The sequence below is a fragment of the Brachybacterium sp. AOP24-D1-21 genome (assembly GCF_052378665.1).
In the GTDB taxonomy this organism is placed as follows: domain Bacteria; phylum Actinomycetota; class Actinomycetes; order Actinomycetales; family Dermabacteraceae; genus Brachybacterium.
The window spans coordinates 2,874,181-2,888,833 of record NZ_JBQSXX010000001.1 but is presented as its reverse complement, the minus strand read 5'-3'; the positions used below and the strand labels follow the sequence as shown (position 1 = coordinate 2,888,833).

Here is a 14,653-nt window from a genome sequence, read left to right as displayed (position 1 = left end):
GCGAGTCACTCGGAGTCGGTCGCCTCGGCGGCCTCGTCCTTCTTCGCAGCGGCCTTCTTCGCCGGTGCCTTCTTGGCGGGAGCCTTCTTGGCCGGCTTCGCCTCAGCGGCGTCAGCGTCATCCGCCGCAGCAGCCTTCTTCGTCGGCGCCTTCTTGGCCGGAGCCTTCTTGGCGGGCTTCTCGTCGGCCTCCGCTGCGTCGGTGTCATCCGCCGCAGCAGCCTTCTTGGCCGGCGCCTTCTTGGCAGCGGCCTTCTTGGCCGGGGCCTTCTTGGCCGGGGCCTTCTTGGCGGGCTTCTCGTCGGCCTCTGCCGCGTCGGCGTCGGCGCCCTCGGCCTTCAGGCCCAGGTCGATGACGTCGCCAGCGGTGTTCTTCACGGTGACCTCGGCGAGGACGACCTCGAGCGCCTTGGAGCGCTGGACCTCGGAGAAGATCTGCTCGAGCTGACCCGACTGGGCGAGCATCTGCAGCAGCTGGTTGGACTCGATGCCGTACTGGGTCGAGAGCTGGGTCATGTAGTTCATGAGGTCGCTCTGATCGACGTTCACCTCGCGGGTGCCGTTGATCTCGTCGAGCAGGAACTGGGCGCGAACGGCCTTCTCGGTGTCCTCGCGGATCTCCTCGCCGTGCGGGTCGCCAGCTTCCTTGCCCTCGTTCTCGAGGTGGGAGAGGATCTCGTCCTCCACCAGCTGCTCGGGGACCGGGATCTCGAGCTCCTCGAGGAGCTTCTCGAGCAGGGCGTTGCGGGCCAGGCCCACACGGTTGCCCTCGGCGTCGGCGGCGGCCTGCTTCTTCAGGTCATCCTTGAGCTCGTCGATGGTGTCGAACTCGGAGGCCATCTCGGCGAACTCGTCGTCGGCCTCGGGCAGCTCGCGCACCTTGACGGACTGTGCGGTGACCTTCACCTGCGCGTCCTCACCGGCACGGTCGCCACCGGCCAGCTTGGACACGAAGGTGGTGGTCTCCTCGGCGGAGAGGCCGATGAGCGCCTCGTCGAGGCCCTCGAGCATGTTGCCCTCACCGATCTGGTAGGACACGCCCTCGACGGACTCGATCTCCTCGTCGTCGATGGTCGCGACCATGTCGAGGGAGACGAAGTCGCCATCCTCGGCGGGGCGGTCCACGCCCACGAGGGTGCCGAAGCGCTCGCGCAGCTCGTCCAGGCGCACCTCGACGGCGTCCTCGTCGACGGTCGGCTCGTCGATCTCGACCTCGTAGGTCGAGAAGTCGGGCAGCTCGATCTCGGGGCGCACGTCCTGCTCGACGGTGAAGAGCAGGTTGCCGTCCTCGGAGCCGTCCAGGCCGGGCACCTCGGTGATCTCCACCTCGGGGCGGCCGACGGGCTTGATCTCCGCCTCAGCAGCAGCCTGCTGGTAGAAGTCGGGCAGGGCGTCGTTGACGGCCTCCTGCATGATCGCGGGGCGACCGAAGCGCTGCTCGACGAGCTTGGAGGGGACCTTGCCCTTGCGGAAGCCGGGGATCTGCACCTGATCGGCGATCTTCTTGGTGGCGGTCTCGACGGCGGGCTTGAGCTCGTCGAAGGGCACCTCGACGGTGAGCTTCACCCGGGTGGGGCTGAGCTTCTCGGACTCGGTCTTCACTGGTCAGGTCTCCCTGTAGATGGACAGTAGGTGGACGTTTCTGATGGCGCCCCGGGCCCGCACGCGGGCGACCCGACGCGGAGTCGGGGTGACAGGATTTGAACCTGCGACTTCCCGCTCCCAAAGCGGGTGCTCTACCAAGCTGAGCTACACCCCGGGGGGCAACCTTGGAGATATTACCCGTTCCCACTGCGGAGTGCCTCGGTCTGGCCCGGGCGCTGTGAGCAGATGCATGTCGCCTAGGCCACTGCGGATGTGCTCTTGCATCGCTGATCTGGTTCAATAGAGCCGCAGCGCGGGCGTAGCTCAATGGTAGAGCCTCAGTCTTCCAAACTGATTACGCGGGTTCGATTCCCGTCGCCCGCTCCATGGCACGAGGCCGCGGCATCCACCGGATGTCGCGGCCTCGTCGCTTCTACGCTGGTCACCGCTCGGATGCCCTTCTCTCCGAGAGTGCCTTCGCTCTATCCGAGAACGCCTTCGCGCAGGGCTCGCAGCACCGCGCTGGTGCGATCCCTCGCCCCCAGCTTCTGCAGAATCATCGAGATGTGGTTCTTCACGGTGCCCTCAGCCAGGTGCAGGAGCTCAGCGATCTCGCGGGTGCTGTAGCCCTCGGCGAGCATGCGGAGCACGTCGGTCTCCCGGTCGGTCAGCGCCTGGATCGGGGCGGCCCGTTCCCGAGCCGGCACCCGGTCCGAGCGAATCGCGCGCAGCAGGCCCTCCGTGATGGACGGCGAGATCAGGGTGCCCCCGCCTTCGAGGGCACGCACGGCCCGGGCGAGCTGGTCGACGGTGACGTCCTTGAGCAGGTATCCGCGGGCACCGCTGCGCAGAGCCTGGAGCACCAGCTCATCGTCATCGAAGGTGGTGAGCACGAGGACCGGCACCTGTGAGCCCTGCGCATGCAGCTGCTCGAGCGCCCAGAGGCCGTCGAAGCGCGGCATCCGCAGGTCCATCAGGACCACGTCCACGGGATGCTCGGCGATTGCGGCCAGCGCCGTCTTCCCGTCGTCCGCCTCGGCCACCACATCGATCCCCGCCACCTGCAGGAGAGCACGAATCCCGTCACGCACCAGCGCCTGGTCATCGACCACGATCACTCGGGTCACGCCGCCACCCGCCCCGTCACCGCGAAGCCCGCGGTGCCGTCGACCGTGAGCTCGCCCCCCAGGGACTCGAACCGTTCGCGCAGACCGCACAGACCGTTGCCGAGCTCGGGAGCCCGGGCGCCGATCCCGTCGTCTCGCGCCACCAGCGACACCTGACTGCCGTCCTGGGCGAGGTCGATCTGCAGCCGCGAGGCCTCGGAGTGGCGGATCGTGTTGGTCACCGCCTCCTGGGCGAGGCGGATGAAGGCGACCTGCTGCTCCTCCCCCAGGTTCAGATCCGGGTCCACGGCGATGTCGACCTGGAGCCCGGGAATTCCCTCGACCATGCTGCGCAGCGCCTCCTGCAGGTCCACGGGCTGCGTCCGCAGCTCCCCCACCGTCGAGCGGACGTCGCGCAGCAGCCCTCGGGCGACGGCATCGGCACGAGCCACGTGCTCGCGCGCCCGGTCGGGGCCGACGTGCCGGGCGGCCTCCAGGTTCAGAGTCAGCACCGTGGGCTGGTGGCCGATCAGGTCGTGCAGCTCGCGGGAGATCCGCAGCCGCTCCGCGGTGCGGGTGGATTCGGCCAGCAGGATCCCGGCGGCTTTGAGGTCCACGTGTGCCTGGGCCAGTTCGGTGCGCATCCGCTTCTCCCGCAGCAGGGTGAGGGTGCTGAAGACGGTCGCCAGCTGGATCATCAGGTAGAAGCCGCTCGCGATGCCGGCCCAGCTCTCGGTGCCCAGTCTGCGCATGGCACCATGCTAGGCCGCTCCCTCTGCGCGCACCCGTGCCGATGGCCATGGTGCGCCGGGTAGGGACCGATGACGGTGGGCACAGGTGCTCCGGGCTCTGCCTCCGTAGCGTCGAGACCATGACACCTCTGAGCACGAAGAACCCCGCTGTCCAGGTCCAGCAGCTCACCAAGAACTATGGACGCCGCACCGTCGTCGACGGCATCAGTCTGACCACCGCTCAGGGTGAGACCCTCGGGGTGCTGGGCATCAACGGGGCCGGCAAGACCACGACGGTCGAGATGATCGCCGGGCTGCGACGGCCCGACGGAGGTCGCATCACGGTGATGGGCCTGGACCCGTTCCGCGACCGCAGGGTGCTGCGGCAGGTGCTGGGGGTCCAGCTGCAGGACGCGGAGCTGCACGATGCGCTGACCGTGAACGAGCTGCTCGCGCTCTACCGCAGCTTCTACCCGGATCCCAGACCGACCCGGGAGCTGCTGGATCTGGTGGAACTCGATGCCCAGCGCACCACCCGCTTCGCGAAGCTCTCGGGCGGCCAGCAGCAGCGCCTGTCCGTGGCGCTCGCGCTCGTGGGCAGGCCCCGAGTGGTGATCCTCGACGAGCTGACCACTGGGCTGGATCCGGCGGCGCGACGTCGCATGTGGCGCACCATCGAGCATCTGAAGGCCGACGGAGTCACGATCCTCCTGGTCAGTCACACGATGGAGGAGGTCGAGCGACTCTGCGACCGCATCGTGCTGTTGGATGCGGGCCGGGTGCTCGCCGCCGGCACCCCGGTCGAGTTCATCGAGGGTGCCGGAACCACCACTCTGGACGAGGCCTTCGTCCAGCTCACCGGACACGAGATGGAGACTGCCGAATGACTGCTGGAACCCCCGCTGCCCCCGCCCCGTCCGAGCTGCGTGGTCACCATCCCGGGCCTCGATCCTTCGTCGTCATGGTGATCTCCGAGTCGAAGATGGTGCTGCGCGACACGGCCGGGATGATCGTGCCGATCGGGATGCCCCTGCTGATCCTGCTGACCACCGCCGGTGGCACGGCCGACGTCGAGGTCGGCGGCGGTTTCACTGCTCTGGACGTGGGCGTCCTGCCCATCGTGCTGATCATGGTGCTGTCGATGATCGGGGTGGTCAACATGCCCAGCTTCCTGGCTCACTACCGACACTCCGGCATCCTGAAGCGCATGTCGGTCACCCCGGTGAGTCCCGTGATGGTGCTGGCCGCCCAGGTGCTCGTCTCCGTCCTGCAGTCCGCGCTCGGCATCGGGCTGGCGCTGGGGTTCACCGCCGTCGTGTTCGGCCTCAATCTGCCCTCGAACCTCGTCGCGGCCCTGGGGATCCTGGCGCTGTCTGCGGCCGCGATGTACGCGCTGGGGATGATCGTCGCGGCGGTCTCCCCCACTCCCAACTCCGCGGTGGCGATCGGTCTGGTCGGCTTCCTGGGGCTGGGCGCCCTGGGAGGGATGTTCGGTGGGCGCGAGGCGCTTCCCGAGCGGCTCGCCGTGGTCGGGGACCATCTGCCGTTCGGCGCCGGGGTGCAGGCGCTCCAGCGGGCATGGGTGGGAGCGCCGATGGAGATGGCTTCGCTGTCATCCCTGCTCGCCGCAGTGGTGGCTGGGGTGGTGGTCTCCGCACTGCTCTTCCGCTGGGAGTGATCGACGAACTGCGAGCCTGCGAGCGCCGTGCGGCCGGGCGCAGGGGTTGCTGGAAAAGGATCGGGGTCCATCACTCTGTCCGGATCCCGCTGGCGCGGCAGGCTGCAGAGGGGTTCACTGGAGGTATGGAGATGCTCACGGACGACCAGCGCTATGCGGCGATCGCCGCGCGCGATGCGCGGTTCGACGGCGTGTTCTTCACCTGCGTGCGCTCCACCGGGGTCTTCTGCCGTCCCTCGTGCCCCTCGCGCACACCGCGCCGGGACCGGGTGGAGTTCACCCCCAGCGCCGCCGCGGCGATCGAGCGTGGCTACCGGGCGTGCAAGCGCTGTGGGCCGCTCACCCCTCCGGGCGCCGACTCCGACGATCCTGCGGGTGAGCTCGCGCACCGGGCGCTCGCGCTCATCCACGCCGGCGCGCTGGACGCCGGACTGGACGGGAGCACGACCGTGAGCGAGCTCGCCGACCAGCTGCACGTCACCGAGCGGACCCTGCACCGGGCGTTGGTGGCCCGCACCGGCACCGGGGCGGTCGCGCATGCCCGCATGGCCCGGGCCCGCCGCGCCCATGCGCTGCTGCGCTCGACCAGCTGGCCGATGGGCGATATCGCGACAGCGGCCGGTTTCGGCAGCGAGCGCCAGCTGCACGAGACCGTCCGCCGGATCTTCGGCCGGGCCCCGTCGGCGATCCGTGAGCTCGCCGCACCTCGGCGCGGAACCGGGGGCGCGATGGGCGCCGCTCGCGCAGACGGCGTCGGAGACGAGGGTCGCGCGGACAGCATCGCCGTGGTCCACGCCGACCTGGCCGTGCGCCGCCCCTTCCATGGAGCCGGACTGGCGAGCTGGTTCGCAACCCGGGCGATCCCCGGGGTCGAGCACGTCGAGGACCTCGTCTGGACGCGTGCCGTGGCCCTCCCCCATGGGCCCGCAGTCCTGCAGGTCGACCTCGGAGCGGAAGAGGGACTACTGCCGCTGACTGCACGGCTGACGGACCTGCGCGACTATGCCGCCGCCGTCGCCCTGGCTCGGCGGATGCTGGACCTGGATGCGGACCCGCATGGCATCGATGCCGGCCTGCGGGCCGCGATGCCTGCTCTGGCCCCTCTCCTCGACGCGCGCCCGGGAGTGCGGATCCCCGGCACGCCGAGCCTCTCCGAGGCGCTGATGTGGGCGATCGTCGGTCAGCAGATCAGCACTGCCCGCGCCCGGGCTCTGATCGAGAGCGCCACCGATCTCGCCGGAGCCGAGCTGCCCGCGTCGCTGCACACCGGGCACGTCCACCGGCTCTCGGTGTCACCGGGCGAGGCCGGTGCCCGCGCCGAGGAATGGTTCCGGGGGCCCGGCGCACGCCGCCGCACCCTGGCCGGCGCGCTCACCGACCCACCGGATCCGCACCTCCCCCTGCCCGAGCTGCGCAACAGGCTGCTGGCCATGCCCGGGATCGGTCCCTGGACCGCCGATTACGCCCTGCTGCGCGGAGCCCGCGCGATCGATGTGGCACCGCAGCGGGACGTCGCCCTGCTCGCCGTCGCCCGTGCCCTCGAGCTGGCCGAGGACTTCCCCGCGCTCGATGCCGCTCTGCTCGCCGCCTCCCCCTGGCGCAGCTATGCGGTGATGCACCTGTGGCATCACCGTGACGACCTCCCTGCAGAACTCCGAACCCTTCGGAAGGACCGCTCATGACCACCACCCCGCTCCGCCCCGGCCGCTCCCATCGCCTCGTCGGGACCCGACTCGGCACCTACCTGCTGGCGGCAGACGCCGACGGACTCGTCGGCGTCTGGCGTCAGGACCAGAAGCACTTCCCTGCAGCGGCTCGGCTCGGCGCGGTCGCCGAGGCCCCCCACCCCGTGCTCGACGAGGCGGAGGCCCAGCTCCTCGCCTACCTCGCCGGGGACCGGGAGGAGTTCACGCTGCCGCTGGCCCCCGAGGGCACCGAGTTCCAACGGGCCGTCTGGGCGCACCTGGCCTCGATCCCCCGTGGCACCACCGCGACCTATGGGCAGATCGCCCGCGCCCTGGAACGGCCGCGTGCGGCCCAGGCCGTCGGTGCCGCCGTCGGCTCCAATCCGCTGTCGATCGTGGTGCCGTGCCATCGGGTGGTGGGCAGCACCGGGGCGATGACCGGATACGCAGGCGGGATAGAGACCAAACAGGCACTGCTGCTCCTCGAGGGCGCACTGCTCGCGTGACACCATGGGCCGATGACCGCGTCTGCTCCGTTCGAGCCCACCCGACAGCCGTTCCGCTTCCCCGTCGCCGCGCGCTACGCGGGCATGGAGTCCTCTCCGCTGAAGGACATCTTCGCCCTCGCCGCCCGCAAGGACATCGTCTCCTTCGCCGGCGGGATCCCGGATCCGGCGCTGTTCGCGCTCGAGGACGTCACCGCCTGCTACGACTGGGTGCTCTCCCACCAGGGCCACCGGGCGCTGCAGTACGGGGTGAGCGAGGGAGAGGTCGAGCTGCGCGAGCAGGCCGCACGCCGTCTCTCCCGTGATCTCCCGACCGACGCCTCCCAGATCCGGGTCACCTCGGGCTCCCAGGAGGGATTGTTCGTCATCGCCCAGGCCCTGCTCGAGCCCGGTGACGTGGTGCTGGTCGAGTCCCCCACCTATCTCGCGGCGGTGCAGGCCTTCGCTGTTCATGGCGCACGCATGATCGGGGTCGACACCGACGATGACGGGGTGATCCCGGAAGCGCTCGAGGAGGCCATCCGCACCCACCATCCGCGGATGGTCTACCTGATCCCGTCCTTCCAGAACCCCACCGGGCGCACCATGCCGGTGGCGCGTCGGCAGGCGGTGGCCGACGTGCTGCTGCGCACCGACGTGCCGCTGATCGAGGACGACCCCTACGGCGCGCTGAGCTTCACCGGCAGCACCTGGGCGCCGATCGCGTCCCTGCCCGGGATGAGCGAGCGCACGATCCTGCTGAACTCGATGAGCAAGCTGATGAGCCCCGGCGTGCGGATCGGGTGGATGCGTGCGGAGGGCCCGATCCTGGACACCCTCGCGGTCGCCAAGGCCGCGATCTCCATGCAGTCCTCCGTGGTGGACCAGCTGACGGTGGCGCGATATCTCGAGACCGCCGATCTCGACGCCCATGTCGCGACGGTCAGCGCGGTCTACCGCGAGCGTCGCGACGCGATGACGGCGGCGATCACCCCGGTGCTCCCGGACGGCGCGCACCTGACCCGACCCGAGGGCGGGATGTTCCTGTGGGCCGCGCTCGGCGAGGGATACGACGCCCAGCGCATGCTCGCCGAGGCGGTCGCGGCAGGCGTCGCCTATCTGCCCGGCTGGTCCTTCTTCGCCGACAACGCCGACCGCTCCACGATGCGGCTGAGCTTCGTCACCCACTCCCCCGCAGTCATCGAGGAGGCCATCGGCCGCCTCGGCGAGGTCATCGCGAAGCACACCCGCGGCTGATCGGGACTGCAGGCTTCTGCCAGAGCAGCGTCACCCGGAAGCCCTCACGCCTGCGGATCCGGACTCCGGGGAGCACCCGGCCGGCGCGCTCCCTCAGCTCGTCGAGCGACCAGGCCGGATCGGCCACCGGGACCGCGGCCGCGGGATCCGGACCGCGCGCCGGGCGCGGGTGCTTCACCAGGCCGATCAGTGGATTGGTGACGGCGCTCCCGAGGTCCCACAGCTGGTCGAGCGTGGTCACCGGCATCGTCAGGGTGACCACGAGCAGCCTGCCCCCGGGGCGCAGCAGGATCTTCGCCTGGTTCAGCGCCTGGTCGAGATCCATGTGATGCAGCGACGCGACCATCGTGATCGCGTCGTAGCACCCCGCGTGCTCAGGCCAGGCGGCATGCTCGGCGAGGGTGCGACGATGGATCCGCGCCTGCGGGATCGGCGCGACCTCGGACGCGGCGAGGCGCGCCATCTCCGGATCGGGGTCGATCCCGTCCACCCGACCACCGGGCCCGATCACGCCGGCGAGCGCCGTGATCAGATCCCCGCGCCCGCAGCCGACGTCCAGCGCCGTGGTGGCGGCGGCAGGCACGGAACGCAGGATCCAGCGGTGGAAGTGCGCGTTGTGGTTCCAGGGGTGGCGTGCGTTCAGCACCGTCAGCCGCCGACCCAGCCAGCGGATCAGCGGATTCTCGGTGGTCCGCACATTCCACGGGGTGCTCGTCATCGCCGCAGCTCCTCAGAGTCTCAAGTTCACAAGCGTCTCAGCGCCTCAGCGCCTCAGCATCTCAGCGTCGCAGTGCCCGCATGCGAGTCCAGGCCATGAGCGCCATCGCGGCGGTGAGGATCGCCGCGCCGCCCAGCAGCCAGGGCGGGCCGAGCAGTCCGAGACCGGCGAGCACCGCACCGGAGAGCACGGCGAGCAGTATCGCATCGGACTGCCAGGCCAGCATCGGGATCACCGCCATGTCCCCCTGCGGCGTGGGCATCGGGGTGATCAGGCCCAGCGGCATCGGGCCCTTCGCAGCGTCCCGCGCCCGGCCGACGATCATCACCGGCGCCAGGGCCGCGGGCAGGATGACCATCTCGACTGCTGTGAGCCCCTCGCCGGCCGCCAGCATCGTGGTGGCTCCGCCGAGTGTCGCGAGCACGCTCAGCAGCAGTGCCGGCGCGACGGAATGCAGGAGCACCTGGACGGCGGCCGACTGGCCGAACAGCGTGGGCGCCCCGAGGGTATGGACACCGTGACGGATCCCGTCGACCAGGGTGCCACCGGCGCCCCAGAGCGCCGCACTTCCCAGCACCACCGCACCCCAGGCGAGCGGGCCGGTGAGCAGGGTGGAGCCGGCGAGCGCTGCGGCCGCCAGCAACGCCACCACCACTCCCGCGACAAGCCGTTCCGGGCTGCGCAGCCACGTCACCACATCTCGTCTGGCGTACAGCAGCACCAGCGGCCGCGATCCGATCGCAGGCAGGCGCCGTCCGGCCGACGGCGGGAGCTGGAGCATCCCGGCGGCACCAGCCACGTCCCCGGTGGTGACGATCGTGGTGGTCGATGCCCACCGCTGGCTCTGCTCTCGCAGCACGCTTCCCCGCAGCCTGTCCAGCTGCGAGAAGCCCGCCGCGGTGGCGATGACCCCCGCTCCCAGCAGGAGCAGCGCCCAGATCTTCGGCCGGGTCTCCGTCACCGGGTAGGCGCCGCCGAGCCCCGGCGCGTGGGGCAGCGCCGTGCAGAGCGCGGCCGCTACCAGCAGCACGCCTGCCAGGAGCCGTCGATGCATTGTCCCGAGCAGCTCGCCGCCGAGCCAGGCCGCACCGAGCAGCAGGCCGGTGCCGACTCCAGCGACCACGAACCATGCGCCACCTGCTCCCGTGGCGGCGCCGTCGGTCACCAGGGTCGCCGCGATCAGGGAGGTCACGATGACGATGCCGAGAGCTGGCACCAGCAGCGCCCGAGCGAGCGGCCGCCAGAGGACGTCTCGTCGGCGGATCCCACTGGCGGCGAGGGTCGCGGTGAAGAAGGGCGCGATCAGCGCCGGACCGCGCACGGCGCCGAGCATCACCATCACGCTCGCCGCGGCGAGCGACACGGTCGTGGTGACCTGCGGGGCGAGGGGGTGCAGCAGCGCGGGGAGCACATCGGGCCGGGCCAGGAACGTTCCCGACATCTGCAGGACGGGTGCGGCGAACACCAGCACGCTCAGTGCCACCACGTAGAGCAGGTACAGCAGATCGGCGCGGGTCCGGGCCTGGCTGCGCTGCGCCCAGACCTCGCGGACGGCGCTGAGATCCCCGGTCACGGAGCGTCCTCCAGGTGGAGGCGGTGATCGGCGAGCGCCTCGAGCATCCGGGGATGGTGAGTGGCCATCACCACGGCCGTTCCCGCGTCGACGCGGGCACGGATCGCATCGATCACCAGCTCCAGCCGGTCGGCATCCAGTCGCTGCTCGGGCTCATCCAGCAGCAGCACCTGGGCCGGCCGCGCGAAGGTCAGCGCGAGGGACACCAGCTGCGTCTGCCCGCTGGAGAGCTCATGCGGGAATCGGCGTCCCAGCGGCGTGATCGCCAGCTCCTCGAGCAGCGCCTGGGCCTGCTCGGCCCCGGCGGCCGCGGGCGTCCCCCAGGTGGCGGCGATGAACTGGAGGTGTTCGGCGACGGTGAGGTCCCGGGCCGTCTGCGGCGGGCCGATCAGTGCGCCGAGAGCGGTGCGGAAGGTGCGGTCGCGATCATCCGGTGTCCGCCCGGCGATCTGCACCGTGCCCGCAGTGGGCTCGAGCAGGCCGGCGAGCACCCGCAGCAGCGTGGTCTTGCCGGAGCCGTTGGCACCGGTCAGTGCCAGCACCTCTCCGGCCTGCACGCTCCCGGTGGCCTCGAGCAGGAGCACGTTGCCGTCGAGCACCACCCCGATGTCCTCGAAGCGGACGAGCTCGCGCTCGGTGGAGGATGCTGCGGAGCCGGGGACCATATCCCTATCGAACCGCATCACGACCCGCAGGAGCCTCCGACTTCCGTCTCGAACAGACCGTCGCGATGACCCAGCTCCGACGTGACGCTGATGCGGCTCCGACACGCTGTCGACGCGATGCCGATGGTCTACCGATGATCTGCCGATGTGATGTAGGTGGAGACGTCACGCTCTGGATATTTTGTCAGATCCGTGAGAGAATGAACTGCTCCGTCGTAGGTGCCGTCACCCTGTTCCTGCAGGTCGAGCGGCACTCGAGCCACTTCGTCACCCCCGTGTCCCGGGCCCTGTCCGGGACCGCACGATGCCGGACGTGGCCGCCTCGACCCCACCAGGGCCGCGGTACCGCCGGTGCGCAGGTCCACAGAGGAGGAACCCCTTGTCCGTTGCCGAAGCGTCTGACGTCACCGCCGCCCCGAACGCCGGAGAAGTGCTCACACATCCCGTCCACGGACCGGTGCGCGTCGTCTCCACCTCCACCCGCGCCGTCCGCGGCGTCGAGCGTGAATATGTCGATCTCGTGGTCATCGGTGACGAGATGCGCATCTCCGTGCCCTCCGGCGGCAAGGACGTCATCGGACTGCGTGCGCTCCTGGTCGAGAAGGAGATCGTCACGATGATCAAGCAGCTCGGCGAGCCCATCGAGCCGCCGGAGAAGAAGGCGTCCTGGGCTCACCGCATCAAGTCGCTCCAGATGCAGCTCCAGACCGGTCGTCTCACCGACCGCATCGAGGTCATCCGCAACATCGTCCGTGACTCGGGCGGCGTCCCCTCGAGCCTCGCGGAGCGCAACCTGCTCAAGCAGGCCATCGACCCGCTGGCCTCCGAGATCGCGATCGCCCGCTCGATCCCTCGTGAGGATGCCCAGGTGCTGCTGCACAGCACGGCCGAGAACGCCCTGGTGCCCGCCGCCGCCTGAGCTCCTGGCTCCAGCTGATCTCCTGGCTCCGGCTTCGTCGGTGTCCACGCTGCCCCGCCTCACCTCCTCCGGGTCCCCCCGGAGGGTGTGACGCGGGGCAGTATTCGTGTCAGCCAGATTCCCCCTGCGACGCAGATCGCTCCGGTCGCCGCTCCGGCGATGGCCACCGGGGCGACCAGCGTGACGCCGGTGACGATCAGCGGCGCCGCCAGGCGTCCCGCCCCCAGCATCGTGTTCCACCAGGCGAGGTAGGTCGCACGGTCATACACCGGGGAGACGTCGATGCCGAGGGTCATCACGAGCCCCGAGCCCAGGCCGTTTCCCAGACCGATCAGCAGGCTGGGCACGAGGAGCGCCACCAGTGCGAGCCCTGGACCCTGCCCCTGCAGGACGATGCCGAGCACGGCCAGCAGCAGGAAGCCGGCACCCATCAGCAGCGCGCAGGGGACGGCGACCGCAGCGCGGCCGAAACGATCCATGAGGCTGCCTGCGGGGATCACCAGCAGGATCTCGAGCGCCGCGCTGACCCCGAAGACGATCGAGATCCACACCGGGTCCAGCCCGAGCGAATCGCCGAGCAGCGGCACGATCACCGGCCGGTTCACGCGCGCCATCATCACCGGGGAGATGCCGAGACCCACGGCGATCATGCGGCGCAGCACGGCACGATCCAGCCGGCCGCGTGCCTGGCTGCGCGGCCGTCGCTCGCTGCGGCGGCCGCGCGCGGGGGCCGGTCCCGCCTCCCCCGGAGGGAGGAAGAGCGCGATCATCACGGTGCCGGCTGCGGCGGTGACGGCGAACAGCAGGAAGACCCAGGCCATCGAGCCCACTGCCATCACCACCGCACCGAGCAGAGGGCCGATCACCTCTCCCAGGCGGATCACCCCGCCGAACAGGGTCATCCCGCGAGCACGCATCGCCGGCGGCAGCGCGGTGCCGAGATAGAACTGGCGCCCGAACTGCCAGACCTGCGTGCTCGCCGCCATCACCAGCAGGACCCCGATCAGCAGCAGGCGATGCGTGAGGTCGCCGCCCCCGCCCAGTGCGGGGTCGAGCATCAGATACGCGGCCAGGTTCGCGGCCACCAGCACGACACCGGTGATCACCAGTGCGCGACGAGCCCCGATCCGCGAGATCAGTCGACCTGCCGGGATGGGGCCGAAGAAGGAGGTGAGCCCGAAGATCATCGACAGCGCGGCCGCCTGCGGGATGCTGAACCCGAGGTCGCGGGCGATCAGCGGCACCACGGGCATCAGCGCCGCGAGACCCGTGAACTCCAGCAGGCTCGGCGCGTACACCGACGGGGTGAGCGAGCGGAGCACCTGCGCCGGGGTGCGCGGGTCCCGAGGGCGGGAGCTCGGCGCAGGTGTGGTCACCGGCCGAGTCTGTCACCCGATAGTGAGCCTGGGCAAAGAGCTCCGGGGTGCGGACGTCACGGACAGCGCGAGCACCCCGGGAGTGGGCAGCCGCAGGGCCTCAGGAACCCAGCAAGGGCTCAGAGTTCCAGGAGGGGCTCAGACTTCCAGCAGGGAGCTCAGGTGCCCAAAGAAGTGCCGGTGGTCGCCGCCTCGCCGCGACGTGCGACGCCCTCGTCGACTCCGGCCGCGACGGCTTCGGCAGCCCAGCGCACCGACCAGGCCCGCAGATACGCAGCTGCCTGAGGACCTCGCCGCCACTCCGGGGTGGGGGTGGGCACCGAGCCCAGGCAGCTGGAGCGCCAGCCGTCGGTCTCGGCGGCGAGCGCGAGCAGCGCGAGCTCCCAGCCGATGGCGAGGGCGCCGGGGCCGGTCCGTTCGAACTCCTCGACGTCGACCAGCGCGGTGTGGCGCAGATGCAGCAGCGTGGTGCCGTCGTCTTCCGGATCGAGCCTGATCAGCAGCGGGTCCTCGCCGCTGGACGATGTCCAGGACAAGGTGAGCCGGTGGGGCGCCTCGACCTCGAGGATCCGTCCATGCACTCCGCCCGGCGCAGTGAAGCTCCCACCCTCATGCAGCTCGCCGGCGACCGGCCCGAACCATCGCGCGAGCTCTCCGGGTCTGGTGAGCAGCGGCCACAGCTGGGCGGGGGCACGGTCGAGATTCGTGGTCAGGGTGAGCACAGCGCGGACCAGAGGGTGGCCCTGGTGGCTGGTCCGCTCATCGATCTCGAGCGCGCGGCGCACTGCGCCGACCACGGACAGCGACTCCGTGACAGTCATCTTCTCCTCGAAGGGTCTCAAGCCGCTCCGCACCGGCGCCGAAGCGCGGGAGCGGA

Annotated in this window: 14 protein-coding genes and 2 tRNA genes; 7 read left to right on the top strand and 9 right to left on the bottom strand. The window is 70.5% G+C overall.

What is annotated here, in order from left to right:
• Nucleotides 1-5: 5 nt before the first annotated feature.
• Both tig and ACT3UF_RS12985 read right to left on the bottom strand, forming a co-directional pair.
• A complete protein-coding gene (tig, locus tag ACT3UF_RS12990) occupies nt 6-1,601 on the bottom strand; it encodes a trigger factor (protein WP_441445075.1) in 1,596 nt (531 codons plus the stop codon).
• Between the two features lie 83 nt (nt 1,602-1,684).
• Nucleotides 1,685-1,758, bottom strand: a tRNA-Pro gene (locus tag ACT3UF_RS12985).
• A 138-nt stretch (nt 1,759-1,896) separates the two neighbouring features.
• Here ACT3UF_RS12985 and ACT3UF_RS12980 point away from each other — a divergent pair.
• Nucleotides 1,897-1,970 (top strand) — tRNA-Gly (locus tag ACT3UF_RS12980).
• A 95-nt stretch (nt 1,971-2,065) separates the two neighbouring features.
• Here ACT3UF_RS12980 and ACT3UF_RS12975 read toward each other — a convergent pair.
• Entirely contained in the window at nt 2,066-2,710 is a 645-nt protein-coding gene (locus ACT3UF_RS12975; RefSeq protein WP_441444713.1) for a response regulator, read from the bottom strand.
• On the bottom strand, nt 2,707-3,441 hold the full coding sequence (locus ACT3UF_RS12970) for a sensor histidine kinase (protein WP_444598955.1): 735 nt from the start codon (nt 3,439-3,441) through the stop codon (nt 2,707-2,709). The genes ACT3UF_RS12975 and ACT3UF_RS12970 overlap by 4 nt, the downstream gene beginning before the upstream one ends.
• 119 nt (nt 3,442-3,560) lie before the next feature.
• On the opposite strand from ACT3UF_RS12970, the gene ACT3UF_RS12965 reads away from it, so the two are divergent.
• The 5 genes from ACT3UF_RS12965 to ACT3UF_RS12945 all read left to right on the top strand — a co-directional run bounded on the left by ACT3UF_RS12965 (nt 3,561) and on the right by ACT3UF_RS12945 (nt 8,525).
• The gene (locus tag ACT3UF_RS12965) at nt 3,561-4,307 is read left to right on the top strand and encodes an ABC transporter ATP-binding protein (protein ID WP_442332145.1); all 747 of its coding nucleotides are present in this window, start codon (nt 3,561-3,563) and stop codon (nt 4,305-4,307) included.
• The gene (locus ACT3UF_RS12960) at nt 4,304-5,098 is read left to right on the top strand and encodes an ABC transporter permease (RefSeq protein WP_441444717.1); all 795 of its coding nucleotides are present in this window, start codon (nt 4,304-4,306) and stop codon (nt 5,096-5,098) included. Before ACT3UF_RS12965 ends, ACT3UF_RS12960 begins: the two co-directional genes overlap by 4 nt.
• A gap of 125 nt (nt 5,099-5,223) precedes the next feature.
• The gene (locus ACT3UF_RS12955) at nt 5,224-6,780 is read left to right on the top strand and encodes an Ada metal-binding domain-containing protein (RefSeq protein ID WP_444608373.1); all 1,557 of its coding nucleotides are present in this window, start codon (nt 5,224-5,226) and stop codon (nt 6,778-6,780) included.
• Entirely contained in the window at nt 6,777-7,289 is a 513-nt protein-coding gene (locus ACT3UF_RS12950; RefSeq protein ID WP_441444719.1) for a methylated-DNA--[protein]-cysteine S-methyltransferase, read from the top strand. Before ACT3UF_RS12955 ends, ACT3UF_RS12950 begins: the two co-directional genes overlap by 4 nt.
• Before the next feature lie 12 nt (nt 7,290-7,301).
• Complete coding sequence (locus tag ACT3UF_RS12945; RefSeq protein WP_441444720.1) at nt 7,302-8,525, top strand: aminotransferase-like domain-containing protein; 1,224 nt, start codon at nt 7,302-7,304, stop codon at nt 8,523-8,525.
• Here the strand turns inward: ACT3UF_RS12945 and ACT3UF_RS12940 are convergent.
• From ACT3UF_RS12940 to ACT3UF_RS12930, 3 genes are all read right to left on the bottom strand, one after another.
• Nucleotides 8,500-9,243, bottom strand: coding sequence for a class I SAM-dependent methyltransferase (locus ACT3UF_RS12940; protein ID WP_441444721.1), 744 nt, complete (start codon nt 9,241-9,243; stop codon nt 8,500-8,502). The two genes, ACT3UF_RS12945 and ACT3UF_RS12940, sit on opposite strands and share 26 nt — an antisense overlap.
• A 61-nt stretch (nt 9,244-9,304) precedes the next feature.
• Nucleotides 9,305-10,816 (bottom strand): hypothetical protein, encoded by a 1,512-nt coding sequence (locus ACT3UF_RS12935; protein ID WP_441444722.1) that lies wholly within the window; start codon nt 10,814-10,816, stop codon nt 9,305-9,307.
• A complete protein-coding gene (locus tag ACT3UF_RS12930; RefSeq protein ID WP_441444723.1) occupies nt 10,813-11,481 on the bottom strand; it encodes an ABC transporter ATP-binding protein in 669 nt (222 codons plus the stop codon). The genes ACT3UF_RS12935 and ACT3UF_RS12930 overlap by 4 nt, the downstream gene beginning before the upstream one ends.
• 379 nt (nt 11,482-11,860) lie before the next feature.
• Between ACT3UF_RS12930 and ACT3UF_RS12925 the strand changes: the two genes are divergently transcribed.
• Nucleotides 11,861-12,400 (top strand): CarD family transcriptional regulator, encoded by a 540-nt coding sequence (locus tag ACT3UF_RS12925; protein WP_441444724.1) that lies wholly within the window; start codon nt 11,861-11,863, stop codon nt 12,398-12,400.
• 59 nt (nt 12,401-12,459) lie between these two features.
• Here the strand turns inward: ACT3UF_RS12925 and ACT3UF_RS12920 are convergent, their stop codons facing one another.
• Together ACT3UF_RS12920 and ACT3UF_RS12915 are read right to left on the bottom strand one after the other, a co-directional pair.
• A complete protein-coding gene (locus ACT3UF_RS12920; RefSeq protein ID WP_441444725.1) occupies nt 12,460-13,776 on the bottom strand; it encodes an MFS transporter in 1,317 nt (438 codons plus the stop codon).
• Between the two features lie 158 nt (nt 13,777-13,934).
• The gene (locus tag ACT3UF_RS12915) at nt 13,935-14,597 is read right to left on the bottom strand and encodes an SRPBCC domain-containing protein (protein WP_441444726.1); all 663 of its coding nucleotides are present in this window, start codon (nt 14,595-14,597) and stop codon (nt 13,935-13,937) included.
• Between the last annotated feature and the right edge of the window lie 56 nt (nt 14,598-14,653).

Coding starts and splice junctions, on each gene's coding strand:
- ACT3UF_RS12970 (WP_444598955.1), bottom strand. CDS start 3,441: ATGCGCAGACTGGGCACCGAGAGCTGGGCCGGCATCGCGAGCGGCTTC.
- ACT3UF_RS12965 (WP_442332145.1), top strand. CDS start 3,561: ATGACACCTCTGAGCACGAAGAACCCCGCTGTCCAGGTCCAGCAGCTC.
- ACT3UF_RS12960 (WP_441444717.1), top strand. CDS start 4,304: ATGACTGCTGGAACCCCCGCTGCCCCCGCCCCGTCCGAGCTGCGTGGT.
- ACT3UF_RS12955 (WP_444608373.1), top strand. CDS start 5,224: ATGGAGATGCTCACGGACGACCAGCGCTATGCGGCGATCGCCGCGCGC.
- ACT3UF_RS12950 (WP_441444719.1), top strand. CDS start 6,777: ATGACCACCACCCCGCTCCGCCCCGGCCGCTCCCATCGCCTCGTCGGG.
- ACT3UF_RS12945 (WP_441444720.1), top strand. CDS start 7,302: ATGACCGCGTCTGCTCCGTTCGAGCCCACCCGACAGCCGTTCCGCTTC.
- ACT3UF_RS12940 (WP_441444721.1), bottom strand. CDS start 9,243: ATGACGAGCACCCCGTGGAATGTGCGGACCACCGAGAATCCGCTGATC.
- ACT3UF_RS12930 (WP_441444723.1), bottom strand. CDS start 11,481: ATGGTCCCCGGCTCCGCAGCATCCTCCACCGAGCGCGAGCTCGTCCGC.
- ACT3UF_RS12915 (WP_441444726.1), bottom strand. CDS start 14,597: ATGACTGTCACGGAGTCGCTGTCCGTGGTCGGCGCAGTGCGCCGCGCG.